Consider the following 5,944-nt stretch of genomic DNA (forward strand, 5'->3'; position numbering starts at 1 on the left):
AAAATTAGATTGACAAGAATAGCATCTTCGCATAAACTTTTGATGAAATGAGAGGTATTATGATGAAATATAAGATGATTGCATTAGATTTAGATGGAACATTAAAAAGCAGTGATAAACAAATTCTACCTAAAACTAAAGAGATTTTAATTAAACTGGCAAGTAAGGGAATTATAATTGTTCTAGCTTCAGGACGGCCAACGGCTGGATTATACCTGGAAGCTAATGAATTAAAGTTAAAAGAATATGGTGGTTATCTATTATCATTCAATGGTGCTAAAGTAGTTAATTATCAAACTAAAGAAGTGATTTATCAAAAAGTATATGACTATAAAATTGCCCATCAAGTATATGATCGGGCTAAAGAATATAACATGGCAGTAATGAGCTACACTGATAGTGAAATTATTAGTGAAGATGTTGATGATAAATATGTCAAAATTGAAAGTGATATCAACAACATGCCTATAAAAAAAGTAGACAGTTTTAAAGAAGTAATTAATTTTGATGTTAACAAAGTTTTACTTACAGGTGAGCCTGATTATATGGCTAAAGTAGAAGCTGAGTTTAAACAGCCATACGGTGATTCTTTAAGTATTTACCGTTCAGCACCATATTTTATTGAAGTCATGGCTCAAGGTATCGATAAAGCTGCTTCGTTAAAAGCATTGGCAGATTCTTTACAAATCAAACCGGAAGAGATTATTAGTTTTGGTGATGGGTATAATGATCTTAGTTTGATTGAATTTGCGGGATTAGGTGTAGCGATGGCTAATGCGGTCGATGAAGTAAAGCAGCGTGCTAATTATATTACTTTATCTAACGATGAAGAAGGAATTTACGATTGTTTAAATAAATTAGAAAAAAGAGGTGAAATTTAATGTTACCAAATGATATAAATATGTTAGTAAGTATCTTAAATATGAAATTAAGAGATGATGATATGTCGCTAGAAAATATTTTAGAGATCAATGATGCCAATGTTGAAGAAACATTAGCTAAATTAGAAGCTAATGGTTATTTCTATGATGAAACAAATAATCAAATTAAAGCTAAATAGTTAAAAAATAGATATTGTGGACTCAGCATAAAAATATGCTGAGTTTTTAAATGGTTTTTATATAATTTATAACAAATAATAAAATTAATAAATTATAAAGCATTTAAATTTTACGCTAATATAAATACAAATCAATATGTAGTTGCAAAAGGCAATAAAAAAATATGAAGTTAATAATAAAATTGAAATTGATGAAAAAAGAAAAAATAAAGGGAAAGAATATGTACAAGCCAGATCTTGATTACTTTTTAGTAGTCTTTGTTTGTTTTTTCTAAGAATGTTCGGTTTATTGGTAATATTCCATATATCCTTATTAATTATACTTTAATGATTTTATAAGTGGTATGATTTCATTTTTAATATTTTTTAAATAGAATTTTAATTATTATTTTGTGATTTAAAATATTGATTATTGAAACAGTTTTAAACTAAATTTGACTTGTAAATTATGGTATAATTATATGTGAAAAATAAAGACAAATACTATAGATGAAAGGGATGAGCTGAATGAATTTAAATGATTTACAAGCATTTGCTCATAGTATTATAGAAAATAATCGAGCTGAATGTGATTTTGTTGAATATAAAAAATCATATCAACAAGAAGATAAGATTTTAAAAACAATTTGTGCTTATGCAAATAATTTCATGAATCGTGATTATGGTTATTTGTTTATTGGTATTGAAGAACAAGATGATAAAACAAATGATATAAAGGCTATTCCAGTTAGACCGATTACTGGTTTATTAGAAGGGCAGTTAGAAGTTGCTGAAAATCATATTAAGTCTTTGTTTAAATATATACAGCCAAAGCCGAACTGTCATTTTATCTCTGACCAAATTGATGGTAAGTGGTATTTAGTAGTTATTGTAGAGCCTAGTAATCGTTTAACAGAAGTTACTGAAAAAGGAGCAAATGCAACCAAGCTCCTAAAGGTGGACGTTATATTCGTGTGAACCGAGATACTATATTGCCTAATACTAGACAAGAATATGAATTATTAAGAAAATTTGCAGGTTATTCATTTTGTGATGATTTTCATGCAACAGCAACACTTGATGATTTAAACTATGAGTATATGAAAGAATATCTTGTGAAAACAAATTCGGCGCAAGATTTAAGAAAACTTCCTAAAGAGGAAATGGCTAAGATGCTTAAACTTGTAGGTGAAAAAGAATCAAATAAAGATAAAATTAAAAATTTTGCACTGTTAATGTTTGCTGATAGACCAGAAGACTATATTCCAGGTGCTCATGTTGAAATTATAACTGAAAGTAGAGATGGAACTTCTAGAATGAGTGTGGAAAAGTTTGAAGGGCCTATTTGGATTCAGGCTCAACAAGTAAGAAATTATTTTAAGGATAGAATAGAACGCTCTTTTACACTTAGAGAGAGTGGAAATATTTATCATCGTATTATTAAAAATTGGCCGGATATTGCTTGGAATGAATTTTCAACAAATATGATTCTACATAAAAATTACGATAATTCTAATTATGCTGGAATTTATGTATACCCGGATCGTATTTCTTTTGCTAATCATAACCGTCCTTTACCACCGGTTTCAATAAAAGATTTAAATGAAAAAACAAGTTTTGATATTCGATTATATTTAAATCCACAAATAAAAGATATGTTTTATAAGTTGAACTTAATAGAATCGTACGGTTCTGGTATTAGAAGAGCTAAAACGGCGTTAAATGAAAATGGTAATGATGCACCATTATTTTTACCTGATAATGAAATAGATGATTATACACAAGTTATTATGTACATTAATAAAGAATACAAGGAGTATGAAGATCAAGATAATAAAGTAATTCAAGTTGAATCAATTAAATTACCTAAAAATCAACAAATTGTCTATACTACAATTTTGAATAATCCAGGTTTAAGAATTCCTGCATTAAGTAAAATATGTGGATTGAAGGAAACAAGCGTTGATAACGCTATTAGAAAATTGAAAAAGCAAAATTTAGTTGAATATGAAGGAACTAGTAAAGAAGGAGGGTATTTTATTTTCTAAAAAAGTACGGACTAAAGTACGGACTAAAGTACGGACTAAAGTACGGATAAGCTACCATTGGTAAAGCAAAATAGTCTCTTTTACTTTTGGACTAGAAATGCTATAATATGATTTATTAAAGGGGGATAGCTAAATGTTGAAATTAGAAGATTTTAAAGCTGCAAAAAAACGAGTTGATGAAGTGATTTTGGAAACTCATCTAATTCATAGTGATGCCTTTTCACAAGAATGTGGTAATGATGTTTACATAAAACCAGAAAACTTACAAAGAACTGGTGCTTTTAAAATTAGAGGTGCTTATAATAAAATTGTTAAACTTGATGATGAAGCGAAAAAACGGGGACTAATTGCTTCTTCGGCTGGTAATCATGCTCAAGGTGTTGCTTATGCGGCTAATAAGTTAGGTGTTAAAGCTACTATCGTTATGCCTAGTCATACGCCATTAATTAAAGTGGAAGCAACTAAAGCTCATGGGGCTGAAGTTGTTTTAGCTGGCGAAGTATATGATGATGCGTATGCAAAAGCGGTAGAATTACAAAAAAGTGAAGGTTATACTTTTGTTCATCCATTTGATGATGAAGATGTTATGGAAGGACAAGGAACAATTGCGTTAGAAATTTTAGAAGAACTTCCTGATACTGATATGATCTTAGTACCAATTGGTGGTGGTGGTTTGATTTCGGGTATTGCTGCGGCAGCTAAAATGATCAAACCTGATATTACTATTATTGGCGTGGAACCAGAAGGTGCTGCTAGTGCTTCAGCAGCTATCCAGGAAGATCAGGTCGTTTTATTAAAAGAAGTTGATACAATTGCTGATGGTACAGCTGTCCAACAAATTGGTTCAAAAACATTTAAATATATTAAAGAATATGTTGATGATATTGTTTTGGTTAATGATTATGAGTTAATGGAATCTTTCTTGTTGTTGGTTGAAAAACATAAATTAGTAGCTGAAGGTTCTGGAATTTTAGCTTTAGCTGGTTTGAAGAAATTAAAAGTTAAAGGAAAGAAAGTTGTTTCGTTAATTAGTGGTGGTAATATTGATGTGTTGACAATTTCTTCAATGATCAATAAGGGATTATTATCTCGGGGAAGAATCTTTACATTCTCAGTTCAATTACCAGATAAACCAGGACAGTTAGAAATTATTTCTAAAGTATTAGCGAAGATGAATGCTAATGTTATTGGAGTCGATCATAATCAGTTTAAAAACTATGCTCGTTTTTCAGAAGTGGAACTACGGGTTACTGCAGAAACTAATGGACATGCTCATATTCAAAGTATTATTGAAGAGTTTAACCGACTTGGATATACAATTACAACGATTGATTAAAGGACATTTTGTCCTTTTTTCTTTTATAAACAGTTAGAGATGTTTTATAATATAGATAGGAGGAAATTAAGATGAAACAGTTATTGATTCGTGGCGATGATTTAGGCTATAGTGAGGCAGTTAGTTTAGGAATGTTATCGGCTTATGAAAAGGGCATTGTAAATAGTATGGCGGTAATGGTCAATATGCCATATATTAAAGAAGCGTTAATGTTAGCAAAGAAACATAAGGGATTATGCTTAGGATTACATATCAATGTTACTAATGGTAAGGCTTTAGCACCAAAAGAACAAATTCCTAATTTAGTTGATCAAGATGGTGTTTTTATTAAAAGTTCAATTCGCCGTCAGCAGTTAAAAAATAATGAACAATTATTTAGTGAAGAAGAAGCTTATCTTGAAGCAAAATATCAAGTAGAACGTTATATTGAATTAATGGGTAAAATACCTGAATATATTGATTTACATGTATTGGAAGTTAAAGAATTAATTAATGCCGTATTAAGAATTTATCAAGAATACCAGATACCAGTATGTTTATATGATCAAAAACGATTTGGTAAAGATATCTTTGATCAATCAATGGCACAGTATGATTATTATCAAGATCATGATAATAATTTTGAAAATGTCTTTATTGAAAATCATTATCAATTAAAAGAAGGGATTAATTTATTAGTTACTCATCCCGGATTTATTGATTATGATGTGGCAATGACTTCATCAATGTTAAAACCGCGATTATATGATTATGCGTTAGTAACTAGTGAAAAATTAAAACAATGGTTAAAAGATAATCATGTTGAAGTAATTTCATTTCGAGATTTAATAGGGAGATAATAAAAATGGAACAATGGTGGCAAAAAGAGGTAGTATATCAAATTTATCCTAAAAGTTTTAAAGATAGTAATGATGATGGAATTGGTGATATTCAAGGAATTATTGAAAAATTAGATTATTTTAGTGATTTAGGAGTAACTAGTTTATGGTTATGTCCGATTTATGCTTCACCAATGGATGATAATGGTTATGATATTAGTGATTATTATCAAATTGATCCAATGTTTGGAACTATGGCTGATTTAGATGAATTGATTGCTAAAGGAAAACAGCGGGGAATCAAGATTATTATGGATTTGGTTGTTAATCATACTTCAGATGAACATTTTTGGTTTCAGGAAGCATTAAAAGATCCAAATAGTAAATATCGTGATTATTATATTTTTAAAAAAGGTAAAGATGGTCATGCCCCAACTAACTGGCGAAGCATTTTTGGTGGTTCAGTTTGGCAAAAAGTAGGAGATGATGAATATTACTTCCATGCTTTTTCTAAAAAACAGCCTTGTTTAAACTGGGAAAATCCTAAGTTACGCCAAGAAGTATACAAAATGATCAACTGGTGGCTAGATAAAGGAATCGCTGGTTTTCGTGTTGATGCGATTAATTTTATCAAAAAAGATCAACGTTATTTAGATGGTAAACAAGATGGGGAAGACGGTCTTGTTTCTTGTATTCCCTTTGC

7 protein-coding genes are annotated in these 5,944 nt (G+C 29.8%); all 7 read left to right on the forward strand.

Annotation, left to right across the window (positions count from 1 at the left end; genetic code table 11):
- Positions 1–62 precede the first annotated feature (62 nt).
- Entirely contained in the window at positions 63–881 is an 819-nt protein-coding gene (locus J7M77_RS00385; RefSeq protein ID WP_296874904.1) for a Cof-type HAD-IIB family hydrolase, read from the forward strand.
- Positions 881–1,060 (forward strand): DUF4250 domain-containing protein, encoded by a 180-nt coding sequence (locus tag J7M77_RS00390; protein WP_296874906.1) that lies wholly within the window; start codon positions 881–883, stop codon positions 1,058–1,060. Before J7M77_RS00385 ends, J7M77_RS00390 begins: the two co-directional genes overlap by 1 nt.
- Before the next feature lie 507 nt (positions 1,061–1,567).
- Positions 1,568–2,017: a helix-turn-helix domain-containing protein gene (locus J7M77_RS00395; protein WP_296874908.1), complete on the forward strand. Its 450-nt coding sequence runs from the start codon at positions 1,568–1,570 to the stop codon at positions 2,015–2,017.
- Entirely contained in the window at positions 2,014–3,087 is a 1,074-nt protein-coding gene (locus J7M77_RS00400) for an ATP-binding protein (RefSeq protein WP_296874909.1), read from the forward strand. Before J7M77_RS00395 ends, J7M77_RS00400 begins: the two co-directional genes overlap by 4 nt.
- A 133-nt stretch (positions 3,088–3,220) precedes the next feature.
- Positions 3,221–4,423, forward strand: coding sequence for a threonine ammonia-lyase (gene ilvA / locus J7M77_RS00405; protein ID WP_296874911.1), 1,203 nt, complete (start codon positions 3,221–3,223; stop codon positions 4,421–4,423).
- Between the two features lie 71 nt (positions 4,424–4,494).
- Positions 4,495–5,262, forward strand: coding sequence for a ChbG/HpnK family deacetylase (locus J7M77_RS00410; RefSeq protein WP_296874912.1), 768 nt, complete (start codon positions 4,495–4,497; stop codon positions 5,260–5,262).
- A 5-nt stretch (positions 5,263–5,267) separates the two neighbouring features.
- A partial coding sequence (locus J7M77_RS00415; protein ID WP_296874914.1) for an alpha-amylase family glycosyl hydrolase occupies positions 5,268–5,944 on the forward strand: 677 nt, incomplete at its 3' end.

This window comes from Thomasclavelia sp., assembly GCF_017889095.1.
In the GTDB taxonomy this organism is placed as follows: Bacteria; Bacillota_I; Bacilli_A; order Erysipelotrichales; family Coprobacillaceae; genus Thomasclavelia.

Coding starts and splice junctions, on each gene's coding strand:
- J7M77_RS00410 (WP_296874912.1), top strand. CDS start 4,495: ATGAAACAGTTATTGATTCGTGGCGATGATTTAGGCTATAGTGAGGCA.
- ilvA (WP_296874911.1), top strand. CDS start 3,221: ATGTTGAAATTAGAAGATTTTAAAGCTGCAAAAAAACGAGTTGATGAA.
- J7M77_RS00385 (WP_296874904.1), top strand. CDS start 63: ATGAAATATAAGATGATTGCATTAGATTTAGATGGAACATTAAAAAGC.
- J7M77_RS00390 (WP_296874906.1), top strand. CDS start 881: ATGTTACCAAATGATATAAATATGTTAGTAAGTATCTTAAATATGAAA.
- J7M77_RS00395 (WP_296874908.1), top strand. CDS start 1,568: ATGAATTTAAATGATTTACAAGCATTTGCTCATAGTATTATAGAAAAT.